Origin of the sequence: Nonomuraea indica (assembly GCF_002850745.1) — a bacterium.
Taxonomy (GTDB): domain Bacteria; phylum Actinomycetota; class Actinomycetes; order Streptosporangiales; family Streptosporangiaceae; genus Nonomuraea; species Nonomuraea indica.
This window is the reverse complement of sequence record NZ_KZ559469.1, coordinates 103,596-121,984: the sequence shown is the minus strand read 5'-3', so window position 1 is coordinate 121,984 and position 18,389 is coordinate 103,596. Positions and strand designations below refer to the sequence as shown.

Here is an 18,389-nt window from a genome sequence, read left to right as displayed (position 1 = left end):
CCCGCCACGCCCCGGACCGGCTCGGCCGGTGAGCCCGCAGGCGGAGCCCCCTGCGCGGCGGCCGACGGCGAGACGGGCGGTGAGACGGGCGGTGAGACGGGTGGCGGGGGAGCCGGGGCGGGGGAGTGCGGTGGAGCGGAGGGGCGCGGCAGCGGGAGCGCCGCCTCGCGGACGGCCGGCATCGGCTGGGTGACGCCCTCCCGCGACAGCGGCGGCCACACCTGCTGGTCGGGGTACGGGGCCCGCGACGACCGAGTCGCCTGCCAGGGCGACGGACGGGCCGGCGGGGGAGGAGGAGGCGGCGTCCGCCCGGCGTCGTCCGGCGGGCGGGTGTTCCGAGGCGCGAACCAGTCGCGCTCTTCAGTGCTCATCGTCCGATCACTTCTCCACGAGGGAGTAGACGTCCTGCGGCGAGGCGGCGAGCCTGCGGGCGGCCTGCTCGTCCAGCCCCAGGTCGATCTCGGCCTCCGGCGCGTACGGCTCGACCGGCATCGCCGACCCGGGCAGCGCGAAGACGACCTTGGCGTCCGGCAGCGCCGAGGCGGGGACCTCGAAGAAGAACGGCCCGCTGACCCAGATGTCGGGCTGGACCCACTTGTCGGCCAGCGTCTTGGCGGAGTCCACCCGGTCCGTGGCGGCGAACCGGCGGCCTTCGGCGTCCAGCAGCACCGGCTGGGCCAGATGGTAGGGCCGCAGGCTCGACTTGGCCGACGCCCGGACGATCAGGAACACCTGGTCCGTCTCGACGGTCTCGGTCCTGCTGACCCGGACGGCCTTCGCCGCGCCGACCGAGTCGAGCCGGACGGTGAAGCGCCGCGCGTCCACTTCCTGGCCCTTGCCGCCCACGTACGTCAGCGGCGCGGAGGCGTCGTTCTCGGACAGCCCGAGCGACTGCAGCCCGACGGCGCCGCCCACGAGCAGCAGGCCCAGCACGGTGTTGAGCACCGCCGCACCGCCGCGCCCGGACCGGCGGCCATGCCGGTCGCCCGCTGCCCGCGCGGGTGGTTCGCGGGTGACCGTCATGCCGGCTCACCCGCCTCGACGGGCAGCGTCACCCGCGCCTTGACCTCGGGGGTCAACCTGCCGTCGGTGTCCTCGGTGACCTTCTGCCAGCGTTCGGTGGGGTCGTTGAAACCCGGCTCGTAGGCGAAGCCGGCCACGTCGAGGGTGACGCTCTCCGGCGGTTCGTCGCCGTCCTGGAGCCGGTAGCGGACGATGACCGTGCTCTTGACCCCCGGATGGAGCTGGCGGGTCTCGCCCCCCTTGGCGACGGCGAAGACGAACGGCCCGGCGTCCGCCGGGAAGGCGGGCGAGATCTTCACCAGCGAGCTGGCGAAGGTCTCGCCGAAGGCCGCCTTCTCGGGCTTGGCCGGCGGCACCCCGACCGGCGCGGTCTCGTCGCTCTTGTTGGTCACCTCGAAGACCAGCTCCACGAACCGCCGCTCCTCGCCGAACGGTGAGTCGGCCGGCACGTCGCGCACGCGCGACCCCACGAAGCGCGTCGCGTAGCGGCCCTGGTCGAGCACCGCGCCCTTGCCCAGGACGGGCGGCTCGTCCGGAGCCTCGTTCAGCCCGCCCAGCAGGGCGGTGATCCCGAGGGCCGTGACCGCCACCAGACCCGCGACGGGCACCAGCACCGGGCGCCCGGTCCTGTCGCTGCCGCCGGAGGGTTCGGTCATGGGTATGGATGGTAACGGCTCACAGCCGCACCATCCGCCGCAAAACTCCCGTCGGGCTGGTGTAATTGCCGAGAACCCTGCCGCAGTAGGGCGCGTAGCTCTTACGCTGTCACGAAGCGGAGGATTCGAGCCCCTACTACTAACGACATATCGCGGCCGGAGGGTCACGTGGTGGACGTGCATCCCGAGCATGCGCAGCTCCAGGCGGACCGCATCTACCTGGGCTGGCAGTACATCCTGCTGCACCCCGATCCCGGTCCCCCGCCCAAACGCCCCTCCCCGGCGGAGGAGGCGCCCACCCCCGCGGGCCCCGACCCCGACCTCGTGCGCCGCGAGCGCCTGCAGCAGGACCTGCTCAACCGGCCCATGCGGATCTTCCGGCGGTTCATGCTGCTGCTGACCGTGCTGCTCCTCGTGCCCGCCGCCGCCGGCTACCTCGACTGGTCCTTCGCCCTGCTCGGCATGGTGGCCACCGGCGGCGTCGCGCTCATCTGCAGCTACGCGCTGGTCCAGGGCGACCGGGCGGTCCGCTACCGCATCCAGGAGCAGCAGGCCCGCGCCGACCGGCGGCGGCAGGAACGCGACAGGGAGCTGTTCCGCGCCCAGGAGGAGCACGCCCAGCGCTACCGCGAGTGGCAGGAGGTCAAGGACCGCCACGACCGCCAGCTCACCTGGTACGCCGTCGCCGTGCCCGACGACGTGGACCGCATCGACGTGGCGGGCGGCACGCTGCCCGGCTGGTCGGCGCTCGTCACGCTGATCGGCGCGACCCGCCTCTACAGCGGCGGTCACCTGACCGTGCTCGACCTGTCCGAGGGCGCCATCGCCAAGGACCTCGTCGAGCTGGCCCGCAGGGGCGGCGACGACCCGCTCGTGTGGGTGCTGCCGACCGATCTGCCCCGGCTCGACCTGGGCGCCACGCTCAAGCCCGAGGCGTTCGCCGACGTGCTCGCCCACGTGGTCAGCGTCAGCGAGGAGCACCGCTCCACCCGCGACCTGAGCTTCGACAACGCGATCCTCGAACGGGTGCTGGAGGTGCTCGGCGAGAACGCCACGATCAGCCAGGTCACCGCCGCGCTGCGGGCGCTCGCCCAGGTCGGCGACCCCCGCGACGACCTCAAGGACGGCCTCATCACCGCCACCCAGCTGGAGCGCATCGGCACCCTGTTCGGGCGGGGGGTGAGCGACCGGGTCGTCATCGAGCGGGCCTGGGCGCTGGAGTCGCAGCTGCGCAAGCTGGAGACGCTCGGCTCGCAGGCCGTCCGCCTGCCGCCCGCGCGGCTGCGGGTGGTGAGCATGGACCGGCAGGCCGGCGTGTTCGGCAACCGGGTGCTCGGCACGTACGTGGCGACCGCGCTCACCCACATCCTGCGCCAGTCGCCCGCCTCCGACCGGCCCTGGTACCACACGATCATCGTGGCGGGCGCCGACAAGCTCCGCGGCGACGTGCTCGACCGGCTCATGGACGCCTGCGAGACCTCCCGTACGGGGCTCGTGCTCACCTACCGGTCGCTCACCCCGACCGTCCGCGAACGGCTCGGCAGGGGGCACGCCGCGGTGGCGTTCATGCGGCTCGGCAACGCCGAGGACGCCAGGGTCGCCAGCGAGCACGTCGGCACCGAGCACCGCCTGGAGCTGGCCCAGCTCACCGAGACGATCAGCGACTCCCTCACCGGCCTCGACGGCGCCTACACCTCCACCATCGCCCAGGTGGACGGCAAGGCGGAGGGGGCCGGCGAGGGCGCCACCGACCTGGCCGAGGACATCACCGAGTCGACCGAGTGGGGCAGGACCGCCGACAAGATCGGCGAGAAGGAGCGGGTGCTGCAGCGCTCCCGGGAGTTCCTCGTCGAGCCGCACCAGCTCCAGCAGCTCCCCACCACCTCCGTCATCGTCACCGACGCGACCGCGCAGGGCCGCCGGGTGCGCCTGGCCGACGCCAACCCGGCCATCCTCACCTTCCCCAAGACGACCCTCGGCGAGCTGGACGACGTGCGCGAGGCCGTGCTGTCCCTCGACCCGGAGCAGGCGCGCGAGGGCGGCGAGGAGCCCCCGCCCAACCTCGGCCCGCCGCCGCCGCGCCTGGACTGGCGCAGGAACCGGGCGTGAGACCGCTCCCGAGTACCGCAAGGGCAGGTAATGACATGGTCAATGTCAAGGTGACGGGCTGACGGTCGGCGGACTTTACTAAAGAACCGTCTGTGGGGGGATGAAATGCAGCCGAGTGTCTCGCTGAGTGGGCCCTGGTACCGGATCCAGTCCATCGCGGCGCCCTCGCGAAGCTCGTCGGCGGAGTGGGACTTCGTCACCGTGCTGCCCGCCGTGCTGTCCGCCGCCCAGCGGGACCGGCCGTTCGCCATCGGCTGGCTGTCGCGCGGCTCGGGCGCGCCCCTTGAGCTGATCACGAACGCGGGGCCGCTGTCGCCGCTGCGGCAGCCGCGCCGGGCGACCGGCGCGCTCGGCGTCCCGGCCGGACCGCAGCCGTTGCTCTTCCCCGGCGGCGCGCGGGGCGTGCAACTGGGCGAGGAGTATCTCGCCGACCTGGCCGACCTGGTGTGGACGCCGTGTCCCGGCCGCCAGGCGCCGCCGCTCGGCGGGCGCCGGGAGTTCGACCCGGACGAGCTGAAGCGGCCCACGCTGTTCGAGTCGACGCTGATCACGCTGATGTCGCGGCCGTTCGCGTGGCTGGTGGTGGCCGAGCCGACCGACCTGCTCGACGCCGAGGTGGCCCACCTGCGCACCCAGCTCAACGTGCTGCGGCAGTACGGCGACGCCTCCGAGCGCTCCCGCTTCGACGCCGAACGGGCCGAGCGGCGCATGCAGGAGCTCGACGCCTTCCGCGAGGCGGGCCTGTGGAACGTGCGGGTGCTGGCCGGCGGCGCGACCGCCGACGAGCTGCGGCAGATCGCGCCCGTGCTCGTCGGCTCGGTCGAGATGAGCCACCACCCCTACCGGCTGCGCAGCGCCCAGGGCACGGTCTACCCGCTCGCCGAGGCGCTCGCCATCACCATGCAGGACCCGGCCGACGGCGCCGCCGCGCCGTTCGCCGCCACCGCCGGCGCGCTCGCGGCACTGGCCGGCCTGCCGCGCCGCGAGGTGCCGGGCCTGCGGGTGCTGGACGCGGGCTTCTTCGACGTGACCTCCGAGGCCGACGACGGCGAGCTGGACCTGGGCGAGATCCTCGACGGGCAGGACCGGGCCGTCGGCTCGTTCCGGGTGCCGCTGGCCACGCTCAACCGGCACGCGTTCGTCACCGGCGCCACCGGCTCGGGCAAGTCGCAGACCGTCCGGCACCTGCTCGAACAGCTCAGCCGCGCCCGCATCCCGTGGCTCGCCATCGAGCCCGCCAAGTCGGAGTACGCCGCCATGGCCGGCCGCGTCGAGGCGTACGGGCCGGTGACCGTGATCAACCCGTCGGCGCCCGGCGGCGTGCCGTTCAGCATCAACCCGCTGGAACCCGAGCCGGGCTACCCCGTGCAGGCGCACATCGACATGGTCAGGGCGCTGTTCATGGCCGCTTTCGACGCCGAGGAGCCGTTCCCGCAGATCATGTCGCTGTCGCTGCAGCGGGTCTACGAGGCCACCGGCTGGGACGTCGTCACCGGCGGCGCCGTGCCCGGCTCCAAGGTGCCGCCCAGCGTGCCGACCCTGGAACAGCTCCAGCAGCACGCGATGGACGTCATCAAGGAGATCGGCTACGGCCGGGAGGTGCAGGCGGACGTCGAGGGGTTCATCTCGCTGCGGCTGCGCTCGCTGCGGGTCGGCTCGGCCGGGCGCTTCTTCGAAGGCGGCCACCCCGCCGACATCGGCGGCCTGCTGGAGCGCAACGTCGTCCTCGCCATCGAGGACGTGGCCAACGACGAGGACAAGGCGTTCCTCATGGGCACGCTGATCATCCGGATCGTGGAGCACCTGCGGATGCGGGCCCGCACGGAGAAGTCGCCCGACCTGCGGCACGTCATCGTCATCGAGGAGGCGCACCGGCTGCTGCGCGACCGCGGCGCCGGCCGGGCCGCCACCCACGCCGTCGAGCTGCTGGCCGGCATGCTCGCCGAGATCAGGGCGTACGGCGAGGGCATCGTCGTGGCCGAGCAGATCCCCACCAAGCTCGTCCCCGACGTGGTGAAGAACACCGCGCTGAAGGTGGTGCACCGCCTGCCCGCCGAGGACGACCGCCAGCTCGTCGGCGCTGCCATGAACCTCAGCCCCGAGCAGTCCCGCCAGGTCGTCTCGCTCCAGCCGGGCTGCGCGGCGGTGTTCGCCGACGGCATGGACCGGCCGCTGCGGGTCCGGGTGCCGCTCGGCGAGTCACGCGAACGGCCCGCCGACGGCCCTCCGCCGCCGATCCGCGGCCGCCGCTCGGCCGCCTGCGGCAGCCAGTGCCGCACCGGCCAGGCGTGCACGCTGGTCGAGCTGCGCGAGGCCGACGTGCTGGCCGACGCCCCCGACTGGGCGTGGTTGCGCATCTGGTGCGACACGGTCGTGCTCGCGTTCGTCACCAACCGTCCGCTGCCCGGCGTGCCCCGCGTGCTGGACGCCGCCTGGTCCGAGCTGCCGGCGCGGCGCCGCGAGTGCCTGCTCGCCACCCTCGTCGAACGGTCCGTACGGCGGCGCGCCTGGTCGCTGCGGAGCTGGATCGACCCCGCGCTGCTCACCGAGAAGGCCGCCGAGTGCGCCACCCGGCTGCTCGGCCGCCTCGACACCGGCGGCGAGCGGCCCGGCTCGCGGTGGGTCATCCCGCAGGTGCGCTGGCTGCACGAGGTCGACAGGCTCTTCCCGTACGACCGGCCGGCGCCCGACCTGCGCGCCCCGGCGCCGCCCCTGGAGTACGCCCTGTTCGACCCGTCGCCGCGACCGGACGCCCCCGAGCCGGTGCCGGCGGGGGAGACGGCCCGGCCCTCCCCGGCCGCGAACGGCGAGGGCGAGCTGCTCGGACACCGGGCCAAGGCGTTGCGGCACCACCCGCTGTCCATGGAGATCGAGCACAACCGGGCGCTGGCCTGGCGGGTCATCCTGGGCGACGACGAGAGCGAGAGCGTGCAGCGCGACGTCATGACCGTGGCGATCGGGCTCGACCCGTCGGCCAGGCTGCGCCACGTCGGCCAGACGATGGGCGCGGGCTGGCTCGAAGGGGTGCTGTCGTGGCCGCGCCGCTTCGTGCTGCCGTTCGAGGAGGACGACGCGCCCGAGATCACCTTCGCCGAGGCGGGTCCGCGACGTTCGGGCGTTGCGGGGGGAGTCGGCATGCCCCGGGCCGACTAGGATCCTTTGCCATGACCCAGCTTCCCCTGCGGGCACAGCTCGCGAGCGCCCTGGGCCGCAGTGCCGCCACACTGTCCAGGATGACCGGGCGCGGCGACGGTTCGGTGATAGGCGGCCGGGTCGGCCTGATGCTGGAGCCCGACCTGCTGCGCAAGCTGGCCCACGACCGCAAGCTGGCCCTGGTCAGCGCCACCAACGGCAAGACGACCACGACGCGGCTCATCACCTCGGCGCTGCTGGACCTCGGCGAGGTCGCCACCAACGCGTTCGGCGCCAACATGCCGGCCGGTCACGTCTCGGCGCTGTCCCAGCACAAGGACGCCCCCTACGGCGTGCTGGAGGTCGACGAGAAATACCTGCCCGAGGTGCTCGACACCACCGGCGCGGGCGTCGTCTGCCTGATGAACCTCAGCCGTGACCAGATGGACCGGGCCGCCGAGATCTGGCTGCTCGCCCAGAAGTGGCGGCGGGCGCTGTCCGGCAGGCCCACCCACGTCATCGCCAACTGCGACGACCCGCTCGTCACCTGGGGCGCCTCGACCGCCGCCAAGGTGACCTGGGTGGCGGGCGGCCAGCGGTGGAAAGAGGACTCCTGGTGCTGCCCCGAGTGCGGCGGCCCCCTCGACCGCAAGGACGCCGACTGGGCGTGCCGCGAGTGCACCTTCCACCGGCCCGAGCCGCAGTGGATCGTCGACGACGAGGCCGTCATCGACCCGCGCGGGCAGCGGTGGCTGCTCGACATCCAGCTGCCCGGCCAGGCCAACCGGTCCAACGCCGTGATGGCGCTGGCCGTGGCCGAGGCGTTCGGGCTGCCGGTGGAGCGGGCGCTGCCCCGGCTGCGCGAGGTCACGTCCGTCGCCGGCCGTTACACCATGGTCGAGCGCGACGGCCGGCACGCGCGGCTGCTGCTGTCGAAGAACCCCGCGGGCTGGCTGGAGGCGTTCGACGTCGCCGACCCGCGGCTGCCCGTCATCCTCTCGGTCAACGCGCAGGGGCCCGACGGGCGCGACACGTCCTGGCTGTGGGACGTCGACTACCGGATCCTGCGCGGGCGGCCGGTGTTCGTCACCGGTGAGCGCCGCCTCGACCTGGCGCTCCGGCTCGACGTGGCCGAGGTGCCGTTCGTGCTTTGCGAGACGTTCTCCGAGGCGCTGGCCATGCAGCCGCCCGGCCGGGTCGACGTGATCGCCAACTACACCGCCTTCCAGCAGATCCGATCGGAGTTCGGTCGTGCCGTCTGACAGCGTCCTTCGCATCGTCTGGATCTACCCCGACCTGCTCAGCACGTACGGTGACCAGGGCAACGCGCTCGTCCTGGAGCAGCGGGCCCGGCGGCGCGGCATCGAGGCCGAGATCGTCCACGTGCGCTCGGCCGACCCGGTGCCCGACTCGGGCGACATCTACCTCATCGGCGGGGGCGAGGACCGCCCGCAGATCCTCGCCGCGCAGCGGCTGCGCAAGGACGGCGGCCTGCACCGCGCCATCGCCCGCGGCGCCGCGATGCTGGCGGTGTGCGCCGGCTACCAGATCATGGGCAGCACGTTCGGCGGCGAGGAGGGGCAGCCGGTCGACGGCATCGGCCTGCTCGACATCGCCAGCTTCCGGGGCCCGGCCCGAGCCGTCGGCGAGCTGGTCGCCGAGGTCGACTCCGCGCTCGGCCTGCCGACGCTGACGGGGTTCGAGAACCACATGGGCGTCACCAGCCTCGGGCCCGGCGTCCGGCCGCTGTCGCGCACGGTCGTCGGCACGGGCAACGGCGACGGCTTCGAGGGCTGCTACGCGGGCCACGTCATCGGCACCTACCTGCACGGCCCCGCGCTCGCCCGCAACCCGGCGCTCGCCGACCTCCTGCTGAGCTGGCGGGTCGGCGACCTGCCGCCGCTCGACGACACCCGCTACGAGCAGCTCCGCCAGGAACGCTTCAACGCCGTCCTGCCGCGCTGACTTCGTCCTGCCGCGCCGACGGGCGGGCCGGAGGCCCGCCCGTCGGCCCGCCCGTCAGGCCGGCTCGTCGCGACACCGGCGATCACGCAACCTTCCCCTTCCGCTCAGCTCGTGGATGCCCGCCCGTCCCGGGCGTCGTGTGTCCTACCAGTCCCACGGACTGGAAGAAGCACCATGAGCAGACTGCGCATCACCACCACGGCCGCGATTCTGGGCGCCGCCCTGACCCTGCCGACGGCCGTCGCCCACGCCGACGAGTTCCACGACGCCTCCCGCAACACCCTGGACCTGCAGGCGCACCGGGGCGGCCTGGGGCTCGTGGTCGAGAGCTCGCTGCCGGCTTTCGCGAACGCGCTGGAGCTCGGGGTCAGCACGCTGGAACTGGACGTGCAGATCACCGAGGACGGCCAGGCGGTGGTCACGCACGACCGCCGGATCAGCAACCGCAAGTGCCGCGACACCGCCCCCGCCGTCGCCGGTGACCCGGAGTTCCCGTACGTCGGCAAGTACATCAACACGCTCACCCTGCGGCAGGTCCGCACGATGGACTGCGGCACCCGGACGCTGGCGGAGTTCCCCGGTCAGCGAGCCGTCCCCGGCGCGCCGATGGCGACCCTGGGCGAGGTGTTCGACCTGGTCAACCGCTACCGGGCGCGCGGGGTGCGGCTCAACGTCGAGACCAAGGTGGAGGCCGGCGCGCCGCACGAGACCGCGCCCAGGGAGCAGTTCGTCCAGGTGACGGCGGCCGAGATCCGCCGGGCCCGGCTGCTGAACCAGGTCACCATCCAGAGCTTCGACTGGGGCGCGCTGATGCGGATGCGTGAGGTGGAGCCGCGGCTGCCGCTCGTCGCGCTCACCAACCGCGACTTCCTGCAGACCGGCCGGCCGGGCGCCTCGCCGTGGCTGGGCGGCATCGACATCGACGACTTCGGCGGCGACCCGCTCAGGGCCGTCAAGTCGTTCGGCGCGGACGCCTTCTCGCCGGTGCACGGCTTCCCGCAGAACGGCAAGGTGACCGATCCCGGCTACCAGCCGTACGTCACCAAGGCCATGGTCGACCAGGCGCACGACCTCGGCATCAAGGTGATCCCGTGGACGGTCGACGACGAGCCGACGATGAACAAGCTGATCGACGACGGCGTGGACGGCATCATCACCGACTACCCCGACAAGCTGCGGCAGGTCATGGCCGACCGTGGGCTCAAGCTGCCCAAGCAGTACGCGCCGAAGCCCTGACACCCGTACGGCCTGGCCGCTCCGCCTCTCGCAGTCGTTGATCGTCCTCGGGGAGGTCAGCCGGGAGGCGTGCGGAGGTCGGCGGGGGCGGGCCGGTCGGCGACCGGCCCGCCGCCGGGCGGCAGGTCTCGTCCGGTCCCGCCGCCGGGCGGCAGGGCCCGTGCGGGCCTGTCGAGCAGCAGGTCGGCGGCCCGGGCGACAACCTGCGTCCGGGTACGGCCGCCGTGGTCGGCGGCGAGGAAGTGCTCGCCGATCGCCACGCAGAAGGCGAGGAGGCTCCGCGCCTCGACCTCGTCCGGGTCGGAACAGAAGGTGCTGATCATCTCGCGCAGCAGCGCCATCCGCCGGTTGTCCACGCGCCGCAGGCGCTCGGCGACCGCGTCGTCGCGCCTGGCCCAGTCACGGACGGCGAGGTCGATGGGCAGCAGGCGGTCGTCGGAGAAGGTGAGCACGCCCGCGCGCTCGATCCGGGTCTTCGGGTCGCCGCCCTCGCGCTCGACGCGCTCGATCACCTCGTCGGTGCTCTCCCGCTCCCAGGTGTCCAGCATCGCCTCCAGCAAGGCGTTACGGTCGGCGAAGTATCCGTAGAAGCCGCCCTTGGTGACGCCGAGCCGCTTCGCCAGTGCCTCGACGCGCACCGCGTCGGGGCCACCGGCGGCGAGCGCCCGCAGCCCCTCCTCGATCCATCGGTCACGCGTCGTGCGGATCGCGCCCACGATGTGTCCCACCTCACCTCTCGTAGTTGTGTACGCCACCGTATAGATGGGTCTAACCTCCCTGTATATACGGTGGCGTATATATATAGAGAGGGTAGCCGACGATGAGGCTCGCGAACGCCGCGCACACCAGCATGCCCTGGCGCGTCCATGAGTTCACCGGAGACTTCGTGCTGGAGGACGTCTGGGCGATCAGCACCCCCGGCGCCGCTCCGGAAGGCTTGCCCGCCATGCTCGCCGCGATGAGCGTCTCCGGCGGCGACTCTCCGCTGCTCCGCCTCATGTTCGCCGTCCGCAGAAGGGTGGGTGCCCTCCTCGGCTGGGACGGACCCGCGGCGGGCATCGGGGCCCGCGTCCCGTCGCTCCGCGACCGCCTCCCGTCCGACCTGCGCCGGGCCCCGCACGGCTCGGACACCGGCATGGCGCCCTTCACCACGGTGTACGCGCTGGACGACGAGTGCGCGCTGGAGCTGGCGAACCAGACCGCCCACATGGTGATGCACCTGGGGTGGGCGCCGGTGGCCGGTGGCGGCCACGAACTGCGCATGGCGATCCTCGCGCGCCGCAACGGCCTGCTGGGACGGCTCTACCTGGCTGCGATCACGCCGTTCCGCTGGCTTCTCGTCCTCCCGGCCTTCACCCGGCAGCTGGAGCGTGCCTGGCGGCGCCGCGACACGGATCTCCCGGGCTCCGCCGCCGCGCCGGGCGACATCCCCGAGTCGGTTCGCGCGCTCAGCTCCTTGCCCGTCATCGACTACGCCGACCGCTTCACCCGCGTCACGGACGCCGAAGCGACGCCGGAGCAGTGGGCACGGGCGATGTTCGGGGACACGCCCGACGCGGCGGCGCGGCTGATCTTCCGCGGTTTCCTGGGCCTGCGGCTGGCCCCGGGCCGATCGCCGGACACCGTGGCCGGGTGGCGGATCGCCGCACGGGGCGGCGACTGGATCCGGCTGGAGGCCGCGTCCTGGTTCGTGACCGGCAACCTCGTCGTCCAGGCAGCCGAGGGGCGGGTGTCGCTGAGCACCCTGCTGCGCTACGACCGGCGCCTCGGGTACGGCGTGTGGACTCCGCTGTCGGCGATCCACCGCCGGCTGGCGCCCGGGCTGCTCCGCGACGCCGAGACGAGGCTGACCCGTGACGCGTCCGGGCAGCGGGCGAACCGCTAGCGGAGTACGCGGCCGCGCACGGGCCGTGCCGGTGCACGGCACCCGCGGGCTCGACCGGGTCCCACCTGCCCGTGGCCGAGCGGGACCCGGTCCCCCGGCTCTAGTAGACGAGGGCCTGGGCGCCCTCGGCCACGGCCTCCTCGACGAACGCCGGGGCGCCGGCGATCCGGACACCCTCGATGAGGTCGTCGACCGTGATGTCGCGCCGGGCCGCGCACTGCGTGCACACCGTCACCCGTCCGGCCGCCAGGACGGCGTCGAGCAGGTCGGCGAGCGGGGCCGCGTGCGGCAGGGCGAACTCCTTGGCCCGGCCGGGCAGCGCGAACCACGACGCCTCGCCGGTCAGCCAGAGGGAGACGGGAACCCCGCTGGCGAGCGCGGCCGCCGCGACCGTGAACGCCTGGTTGCAGCGCTCGGGGGCGTCGGTGCCCGCGGTCACCTTGATCACCAGTGATCGTGCCATGCCGCCACCCTAATGCTCCGCCCGTGCGCGCGTTGGCCCAGGTATCGTCCCCATGGACGGAGACCTGCGGGCCGCGGGGGACGCCACTAGGGTGGTGCGGTATGGAAGAACCTGAGATGCATCCCGATCTCGAGCCGATCGCTTTCCTCATCGGCAGGTGGGAAGGCGCGGGGGTCGGGGGCTACCCGACGATCGAGAGCTTCAACTTCGGCCAGGAGATCGAGTTCGGCCACAACGGCAAGCCGTTCCTCAGCTACGTGAGCCGCACCTGGCTGCTCGACCAGGCAGGCAACCGGGTCAGGCCGCTGGCCACCGAGTCCGGCTACTGGCGTCCGCTGCCCGACCGGCAGCTCGAGGTGGTGCTCTCGCATCCGACCGGGATCGTGGAGATCTACGTCGGCGAGGTCGTCTTCCACAAGATCGAGCTCCAGACCGACGTGGTGGCGCGCACGGTGACGGCCAAGGAGTACACCGCCGGCCGCCGGCTCTACGGGCTGGTCAACGGCAACCTCATGTGGGCCTACGACATGGCGGCGGTGGGGCACCCGCTGACCTCGCACATGTCGGCCGAGCTGAAGAAGGTCGCGTGAGCGGCCCGTTCACGGCCGACGTCGTCGAGGCCATCAAACGCCACATGAACGACGACCACGGCGACGACGCGCTCGTCATCGTCCGGGGACTGGGCGGGCGGCCCGGCGCGACCCGCGCGACGACCAGCGGCGTGGACGCGGAGGCGATCGAGTTCACGATCGACGGCGGCGAGCTGGTGCGGGTGCCGTGGGGTGAGACGCTGACCGAGCGGCCGCAGGTCCGCATGGCCGTGGTGCGGCTCTACCGCCAGTCGTGCGCCACCCTGGGCATCCCGGCCCGCGGCGAGCACTGACCCGCCCGGGTCCGCTCCTGCCCGTCAGCTCGTGCCCGTCAGCTCGCCGGCGGCACGCGACCTGGGGGCGGGGCATGAAAAAAGGGCCCCGGGCGTGCTTCCGCCTGTCGCACAGGCGGGCTGGATGGACCATGGTCGGGAACGATTCCCGCCCTCCAGCTGCCGGGGGCCCCGGTGGTTGCCTCGTATTCGCCGAACGGCGCGAGACGGGGCGTCCGCATCGTCAGCGGACAACCACCTCGCTAGCCCAACTATGAATCACCATTGTTTGGACCACCTCCTTTCCGCGTACCCATGACGTTATGCGGTCCCTTTCGACCCGGGCAAGCGAATTACCCGCGGCCGTAGACTCGGAGCATGACCGAGACGCAGTGGCACGAGGAACTCCGCGCGAAGGGCTACCGGGTGACTCCCCAGCGCCAGCTGGTGCTCGAAGCGGTCAAGGATCTCGGGCACGGCACCCCCGAGGAGATCTGCGCCAAGGTCCGCGAGACCGCCCGGGGGGTCAACATCTCGACGATCTACCGCACGCTGGAGCTCCTCGAAGAGCTGGGCATGGTGACGCACACCCATCTCAGCCACGGCGCCCCGACCTACCACCTGGCGGCCGAGGCCGACCACGTCCACCTGGTGTGCCGGGGCTGCGGCGAGGTCGGCGAGGTGCGGCCCGAGCTGGCCGAGGGGCTGATCAGGGGGCTCGACGAGGAGCTGGGCTTCGAGGCCGACGTGCACCATCTGACCGTGTTCGGCCGGTGCAGCTCCTGCCGCTGACCGCAGTCCTGTCACGCCGCCTCCGGCGGCGGTGGCGGGCACCCGGCCGGATAACCTGGATGACATGCGTAGCCCTCTGCTCGATCTCCCCGGCGCCGTCCCCGCCGAAGCTCCGGACGCCGACGTAGCCGCGCACTACGGCGACCTGTTCGCCGAGCAGCGCGCGCTGGCCAAGGGGGAGGCGGTCGTCGACCGCAGCAACCGCGAGGTGGTCCGCATCTCCGGCGCAGACCGGCTGAAATGGCTCAACGACCTGACCTCCCAGAAGCTCGACACCCTCACCCCCGGCGAGTGGACCCAGACGCTCGACCTCGACCTGCAGGGCCGCATCCTGCACCACCTGACGCTGGTCGACGACGGTGAGAGCGTGCTGGCCCACGTCGAGCCCGGCACCGCCGACAGCCTCGTCACCTACCTCGACCGGATGCGGTTCATGCTGCGCGTCGAGGTGTCGCGCGCCGACGACCTGGCGGTGCTCTCCTCGGCCACCGAGGACTTCCTGGTGCCGCGCGCCGAACTGGCCGAGCACCTGGGCCGCCCGCTGGCGGGGCTGTGGGCGTACGAGGCGCTGCGCATCGAGCAGCACCGGCCGCGCCTCGGCCTCGACACCGACCACAAGACGATCCCCCACGAGGTGGGGCTGATCGGCACCGCCGTGCACCTCACCAAGGGCTGCTACCGCGGCCAGGAGACGGTCGCCCGGGTGCACAACCTCGGCCACCCGCCGCGCCGGCTGACGTTCCTGCACCTCGACGGCAGCGTCGACACGCTGCCGCCGCACGGGGCGCCGGTGCTGTTCGAGGGGCAGGAGGTGGGCGTCGTCGGCTCGTCCGCCCGCCACCACGAGCTCGGCCCGATCGCGCTGGCGCTGCTCAAGCGCACGGTCCCGGTGGACGCCCCGCTGACGGCCGGCGGCGTCGCCGCCGGCCAGGAGGTCATCGTCCCGCCGGACGCCGGCCGCAACGTGCGGATCGACCCGTCGCTGCGGCGCCGGGTGCGCTGAGCCCCTCCGTTACGGCACCGCCGAGGAAGGCGCCACCCGCCGCACGGGGCTGAGGACCTCCAGGAGAACGCCCGCTGACCGGATCGTGGCGGGCCGCCGCCACGTGCGCCCCGTGGGCCCCGCCCGTGGCGTGGCGTGCACCCACGATGTCCACGACGCGCTGACCTGGGCCGCAGCGCCGCGCTGGGTCGCGGCGCTGCTGCCGGCCGTCCTAGCCGTCCTCGTGGAGCGCGCCGGGCTGTGCCTGGCGTCGCGGTGGAGGCTCCGGCGGTGTCGTCCAGCGGATCTCGCCGTCCTGCCGTACGTCCGTCGGGAAGAGGCCGGCGGACGCGGCCACGGCGGCCGACGCCGCGTGGTCCGGGTGGATGTGCGCGACCACCGTGCGCACCCCGGCCTCCCGCAGCCAGGCGACGAGCCCGCGAGCGGCTTCGGTGGCGACGCCGCGCCCCTGCCACGGGGTGCCGACCACCCACGCGACCTCCGCCACCGGCCCTTCGTGCGCGATGGTGGCCTGGACGGTGCCGGCCAGGCGGCCCTCGTCGCGTACCGAGATCACCCAGTTGAACCACGACACGGCCGGGTCGGGGGAGCCGGCGGCCAGGCGGGTGTAGCGGTCCCGCAGGGCGTCCTCGTCCAGCGGCTCGCCGCCGATGAACGCGTGCAGGGCGGGGTCGGCCAGCACCGTCGCCATCTCGGCGGCGTGCTGGACAGTCAGCGGGAGCAGATCGAACCGATCGGTCGCGATGGACGTGATCCCAAGGGGCGTTCTGCCTCCATCTGACGGGAGGCGGGGCTTGCTGATTATTGTGATCTCCTTCTTCCGGAGGGGGGAAGCGGTTGAGGGCGGACGGGCCTGAGGTTTCGCCGGGCAGCGGGTACGTACTCCTGGACGAGATCCACAACGTGCGCCAGCGGTGGAGACCGGCGGGTGCGACCACGTGGGGCGGCGGCGTGGAGAGTCCCCGCCGATGGGTGGTGGCCGCGCTTGGCGCCTCCTCGACCTGATCGCCGTGATCTGGCACGACCGCCGCGCCGACCGGTCCGATGTCCGATCACGACGACCAGTGGCCCGACCCAGGACCCACTCGGCTAGATCTCCAGGATGAGGGTGATCGGGCCGTCGTTGACCAGCGACACCTGCATGTCGGCGCCGAAGCTGCCCGTCGCCACCTGCGCCCCCAAGGCCCTCAGCTCGGCCACGACCGCGTCCACCAGCGGCTCGGCGACGGGGCCAGGGGCGGCCGCCTGCCAGGTGGGGCGGCGGCCCTTGCGGGCGTCGCCGTACAGGGTGAACTGGCTGACCACCAGCAGCGGCGCCCCCACGTCGGAGCAGGACTTCTCGCCGTGCAGGATGCGCAGGCCCCACAGCTTGGCGGCGAGCTTGCGCGCCTCGGCGGGCGTATCGGTATGGGTGACGCCGACCAGCACCAGGAGGCCGGACTCGTCGATCGCCCCGACCGTGCGGCCGTCCACCACCACGGAAGCCGACGTCACACGCTGGACCACTGCTCGCATGGGATCCCATTCTGGCGCAGCCGACGGCCTTCGTAGACTCATGCCGGAAAGGGGCGAGAAATGTCACTGGTGGTGGAGGTTGTCCGGTCCGGGTTCGTGGAGTCGCGGCACCATGCCCGGATGCTGACCGTCGACGCGGACGGCCGGGTGGTGGAGGCGCACGGGGAGGTGCACGTACCGGTGTCGCCTCGGTCGTCGATGAAGCCCCTGCAGGTGCTCGGCATGCTGCGCAGCGGGCTCGATCTGACGGGCGAACTGCTCGCGCTGGCCTGCGCGTCGCACTCCGGCGAGCCGTTCCACGTGGACGGCGCCCGCAAGATCCTGGCCGGAGCAGGGCTCGACGAGTCGGCGCTGCGGTGCCCCGAGGACTATCCGGAGGACCGCACGGTCACCGAGCAGGCCCGCGTTCACATGAACTGTTCCGGCAAGCACGCCGCCATGCTCGCCACCTGCGCCGCCAACGACTGGCCGCTCGAGACCTACCTGGAGCCGTCGCACCCGTTGCAGCGCGCGATCCGCGCCACGGTCGAGGAGCTGACCGGCGAGCGGGTGGCGGCCACGGGCGTGGACGGTTGCGGGGCGCCTCTGCACTTCGTGTCGATGGCGGGCACGGCCAGGGCGTTCCGGGCGTTCCCGCTGGGGGAGGCCGGCTCGTACGAGCGGCGGATCCACGAGGCGTTCACCGCCCACCCGGAGTGGACGTCGGGCACGCGCCGCCCGGAGGCGGCGCTGATGCGGGCCGTGCCGGGGCTGCTGCTGAAGGCCGGCGCGGAGGGGTTCGAGGCGTTCGCGCTCGGCGACGGCCGCGCGGGCGTGGTCAAGGTCGAGGACGGCGCCTCGCGGGCGCGCACCCCGGTGACGGTGGCGGCCCTGGGATCGCTCGGCGTCGAGGTGCCGGACCCGCCGGTCACGCCGGTCCTGGGCGGCGGCAGTCCCGTCGGCGAGCTCCGGCTCCAGCGCACCTGACCGGCACCACGCGGTCGCGGCTCGCGGTCAGGGGCGGTGGGCGGGGCCGGTGGCGTCCCGGAGGATCGCGGCGATCTCCAGCTGCCCGCGGCCGACCGCGTGCTCGAACGGGGTCACGCCGTGGGCGTCGGCCAGGTGCGGGTCCGCCCCGGCGGCCAGCAGCAGCCGGACGATCTCCTGGTACGGCGCCGACCCGTCGCCCAGCACGACGGCCTCCAGCAGCGCGGTCAGCCCCAGGTCGTTGACGTGGTCGACGTCGATCCCCGTTTTGAGCACCTCGCGCACGTACTCGACGTGGCCGCGCTCGCAGGCGGGGATGAGGGAGACTCCGCCGTAGCGGTTGGTGATGGTCAGGTCGGGGCCGGCGGGCAGCAGCACCCGCATCATGGCCACGCTGCCGGTCACCCCGGTCACCAGCCACGGCGTGTCGTGCTGCGAGTCGAGGGCGTCGGGGTCGGCTCCGGCGGAGACCAGGATCTGTGCCACCTCGACGTGGTCGGCGGCGGCGGCCAGCAGCAGCGGGGTGCGCCGGCGGGCGTCGCGCGCCTCCACGTCGGCGCCCTCGGTCACGGCCTCGCGCACAGCGGCGGCGTCGCCGATCGCGGCGGCGGTGAGAAGCTCTTCGTCGCGCACGCTAGGTCCTTTCGCAGCGGCCAGGGCAGCCGTCCTGGGCGGTGGCCGAGGACAGCGGCCCAGGACGCCGGCCCGGGACGGCGTGCCCCGGGCCGGGTGGCCGGGAGCGGCGGCCGCGCGCCGCGGGAGCGGCCGCCCCGCACGCTGAC

General features: G+C 73.2%; 18 protein-coding genes and 1 pseudogene. 11 read left to right on the top strand and 8 right to left on the bottom strand.

The genetic code is table 11. The features are described 5' to 3' along the window. The 3 genes and pseudogenes from CXR44_RS40100 to CXR44_RS12120 all read right to left on the bottom strand — a co-directional run. Positions 1-371, bottom strand: a pseudogene (locus tag CXR44_RS40100) (hypothetical protein); the annotation flags it as partial. 7 nt (positions 372-378) lie between these two features. Then, positions 379-1,023 (bottom strand): hypothetical protein, encoded by a 645-nt coding sequence (locus tag CXR44_RS12125; protein WP_101785742.1) that lies wholly within the window; start codon positions 1,021-1,023, stop codon positions 379-381. Further along, positions 1,020-1,679, bottom strand: a complete 660-nt coding sequence (locus CXR44_RS12120; protein ID WP_101785740.1) for a hypothetical protein — start codon at positions 1,677-1,679, stop codon at positions 1,020-1,022. The genes CXR44_RS12125 and CXR44_RS12120 overlap by 4 nt, the downstream gene beginning before the upstream one ends. Positions 1,680-1,856: 177 nt before the next feature. On the opposite strand from CXR44_RS12120, the gene CXR44_RS12115 reads away from it, so the two are divergent. From CXR44_RS12115 to CXR44_RS12095, 5 genes are all read left to right on the top strand, one after another. Beyond that, positions 1,857-3,788, top strand: a complete 1,932-nt coding sequence (locus CXR44_RS12115; RefSeq protein ID WP_245899103.1) for a hypothetical protein — start codon at positions 1,857-1,859, stop codon at positions 3,786-3,788. A 105-nt stretch (positions 3,789-3,893) separates the two neighbouring features. After that, positions 3,894-6,941, top strand: a complete 3,048-nt coding sequence (locus CXR44_RS12110) for an ATP-binding protein (protein WP_101785736.1) — start codon at positions 3,894-3,896, stop codon at positions 6,939-6,941. An 11-nt stretch (positions 6,942-6,952) separates the two neighbouring features. Then, positions 6,953-8,182: a MurT ligase domain-containing protein gene (locus CXR44_RS12105; protein ID WP_101785734.1), complete on the top strand. Its 1,230-nt coding sequence runs from the start codon at positions 6,953-6,955 to the stop codon at positions 8,180-8,182. Continuing rightward, positions 8,172-8,885 carry a type 1 glutamine amidotransferase gene (locus tag CXR44_RS12100; protein ID WP_101785733.1) on the top strand — a complete coding sequence of 238 codons (714 nt, stop codon included), beginning with the start codon at positions 8,172-8,174 and terminating at the stop codon, positions 8,883-8,885. The genes CXR44_RS12105 and CXR44_RS12100 overlap by 11 nt, the downstream gene beginning before the upstream one ends. A 174-nt stretch (positions 8,886-9,059) precedes the next feature. After that, positions 9,060-10,121, top strand: a complete 1,062-nt coding sequence (locus CXR44_RS12095) for a glycerophosphodiester phosphodiesterase family protein (protein WP_101785731.1) — start codon at positions 9,060-9,062, stop codon at positions 10,119-10,121. 56 nt (positions 10,122-10,177) lie between these two features. On the opposite strand, the gene CXR44_RS12090 is transcribed toward CXR44_RS12095, so the two are convergent. Next, a complete protein-coding gene (locus tag CXR44_RS12090) occupies positions 10,178-10,849 on the bottom strand; it encodes a TetR/AcrR family transcriptional regulator (RefSeq protein WP_101785729.1) in 672 nt (223 codons plus the stop codon). 92 nt (positions 10,850-10,941) lie between these two features. Between CXR44_RS12090 and CXR44_RS12085 the strand changes: the two genes are divergently transcribed. Next, complete coding sequence (locus CXR44_RS12085; RefSeq protein WP_101785727.1) at positions 10,942-12,006, top strand: DUF2867 domain-containing protein; 1,065 nt, start codon at positions 10,942-10,944, stop codon at positions 12,004-12,006. Between the two features lie 100 nt (positions 12,007-12,106). On the opposite strand, the gene CXR44_RS12080 is transcribed toward CXR44_RS12085, so the two are convergent. Then, entirely contained in the window at positions 12,107-12,469 is a 363-nt protein-coding gene (locus tag CXR44_RS12080) for a DsrE family protein (RefSeq protein WP_101785725.1), read from the bottom strand. 101 nt (positions 12,470-12,570) lie between these two features. Between CXR44_RS12080 and CXR44_RS12075 the strand changes: the two genes are divergently transcribed. The 4 genes from CXR44_RS12075 to ygfZ all read left to right on the top strand — a co-directional run bounded on the left by CXR44_RS12075 (position 12,571) and on the right by ygfZ (position 15,126). Then, positions 12,571-13,059: a heme-binding beta-barrel domain-containing protein gene (locus CXR44_RS12075; RefSeq protein WP_101785723.1), complete on the top strand. Its 489-nt coding sequence runs from the start codon at positions 12,571-12,573 to the stop codon at positions 13,057-13,059. Then, complete coding sequence (locus CXR44_RS12070; protein ID WP_101785721.1) at positions 13,056-13,352, top strand: DUF2470 domain-containing protein; 297 nt, start codon at positions 13,056-13,058, stop codon at positions 13,350-13,352. Before CXR44_RS12075 ends, CXR44_RS12070 begins: the two co-directional genes overlap by 4 nt. 357 nt (positions 13,353-13,709) lie before the next feature. Then, on the top strand, positions 13,710-14,123 hold the full coding sequence (locus tag CXR44_RS12065; protein ID WP_101785719.1) for a Fur family transcriptional regulator: 414 nt from the start codon (positions 13,710-13,712) through the stop codon (positions 14,121-14,123). 64 nt (positions 14,124-14,187) lie between these two features. Further along, entirely contained in the window at positions 14,188-15,126 is a 939-nt protein-coding gene (gene ygfZ / locus CXR44_RS12060) for a CAF17-like 4Fe-4S cluster assembly/insertion protein YgfZ (protein WP_101785717.1), read from the top strand. Between the two features lie 211 nt (positions 15,127-15,337). Here ygfZ and CXR44_RS12055 read toward each other — a convergent pair whose 3' ends face one another. Together CXR44_RS12055 and dtd are read right to left on the bottom strand one after the other, a co-directional pair. Next, the gene (locus CXR44_RS12055) at positions 15,338-15,850 is read right to left on the bottom strand and encodes a GNAT family N-acetyltransferase (protein ID WP_342748547.1); all 513 of its coding nucleotides are present in this window, start codon (positions 15,848-15,850) and stop codon (positions 15,338-15,340) included. A 365-nt stretch (positions 15,851-16,215) separates the two neighbouring features. Then, positions 16,216-16,641, bottom strand: a complete 426-nt coding sequence (gene dtd, locus CXR44_RS12050) for a D-aminoacyl-tRNA deacylase (RefSeq protein ID WP_101785713.1) — start codon at positions 16,639-16,641, stop codon at positions 16,216-16,218. 60 nt (positions 16,642-16,701) lie between these two features. Here dtd and CXR44_RS12045 point away from each other — a divergent pair, with 60 nt between their 5' ends. Continuing rightward, on the top strand, positions 16,702-17,607 hold the full coding sequence (locus CXR44_RS12045) for an asparaginase (RefSeq protein WP_101785711.1): 906 nt from the start codon (positions 16,702-16,704) through the stop codon (positions 17,605-17,607). Positions 17,608-17,634: 27 nt separating this feature from the next. Here CXR44_RS12045 and CXR44_RS12040 read toward each other — a convergent pair whose 3' ends face one another. After that, entirely contained in the window at positions 17,635-18,240 is a 606-nt protein-coding gene (locus tag CXR44_RS12040; protein ID WP_245899102.1) for an ankyrin repeat domain-containing protein, read from the bottom strand. Positions 18,241-18,389 lie beyond the last annotated feature (149 nt).